This is a genomic window from Singulisphaera rosea (assembly GCF_054877945.1).
This window is the reverse complement of the sequence record NZ_JBTYIP020000086.1, coordinates 1-1027: the sequence shown is the minus strand read 5'-3', so window position 1 is coordinate 1027 and position 1027 is coordinate 1. Positions and strand designations below refer to the sequence as shown.

At 57.6% G+C, this 1027-nt stretch carries 1 protein-coding gene; it reads left to right on the top strand.

Features of this window, described 5'->3' with window-relative positions:
• The first annotated feature begins 379 nt into the window (after positions 1 to 379).
• Positions 380 to 880, top strand: a complete 501-nt coding sequence (locus tag ACYOEI_RS41055) for a MarR family winged helix-turn-helix transcriptional regulator (RefSeq protein WP_462856473.1) — start codon at positions 380 to 382, stop codon at positions 878 to 880.
• The last annotated feature ends 147 nt before the right edge of the window (positions 881 to 1027 follow it).

Here is a 1027-nt window from a genome sequence, read left to right as displayed (position 1 = left end):
TACAGTCTGTCATAGCGGCGGCTCGATTCCTGGTAGGGTAGGGATTTGTGCAACACCAAATCCTACAAGGAGTAGGGCCGCCGCGCAACCAATTCCTTCGAACTGCCTATGAAATATCCGGGCTAGCCGACCGGTAACGGAAAAGCGAGAGCCGAGAACGGGTTTACCGAATGCTTACTATCTACGTGGCATTCTATTCAGAGGGCGATCCTCGCTTCGGAATGCTCTGTCCCTTCGAGCGGCGCCAACTCATGGATAAGTAGCCACTCATCGGTTTGCGTTCGGCGTGTCCGCAGGATATAGTAAGGCAGGCTTACCTTGTGGTAAGTCTAGCTGTCTAATTACTCCTCGTCAACCCTTCCTCGATTCCCGATTTCCCATGAGTGATGAGCGATCCTCCCGGCCCGACGCGGATTCCGCCCCTAACCAGGTGCAGGGGTTACGAGACGAGTCCATCGGGCGATTGTTCTTGCAAGCCCAGCGCGCCTACTTCAAACGGGGCATAGCCAAGTTGCGCGCGCGGGGTCATGATCACGTGACCCTGGCCCACACCACTCTCCTTCCCTATCTCGATCCGGAGGGAACGTCCGTCACCAACCTGGCGGAGCGGGCCGGGATGACCAAGCAATCCATGCGGCAACTGGTGCTCGACCTGGAGGACAAGGGCTATATCAAGCGGATCCCCGACCCCGACGACCGGCGGGCCACGCTGGTGATCTTCACGGTCGAGGGGAGACGTTTCATCGAGGATGGCTCTGAGGTCAAGAAGGAGATCGACGACGAATACCGGGCGATTCTCGGCGAAGAGCGTGTGGAGGCGCTGAAAGGATCGTTGAAAACGCTCATAGAAAAAACGGGCATAGACGGTGCATTCGGCTGAAGGGGGGTCTCACAGTCATTACCTACGTTCCGCACATCCGGCATTCAATTTCTCCGAATTTCCGGCGGTCGCCACGTCAGCGGTTATAAGCCGCCGTCATTCGCAACAGGCTCAGGAGCCTGCGCTGCAGCGGACTCAGTTCCGTCG

Bases quoted from the DNA above. Each gene is read 5' to 3' on its own strand.
- ACYOEI_RS41055 (WP_462856473.1), top strand. From the start codon at position 380: ATGAGTGATGAGCGATCCTCCCGGCCCGACGCGGATTCCGCCCCTAAC.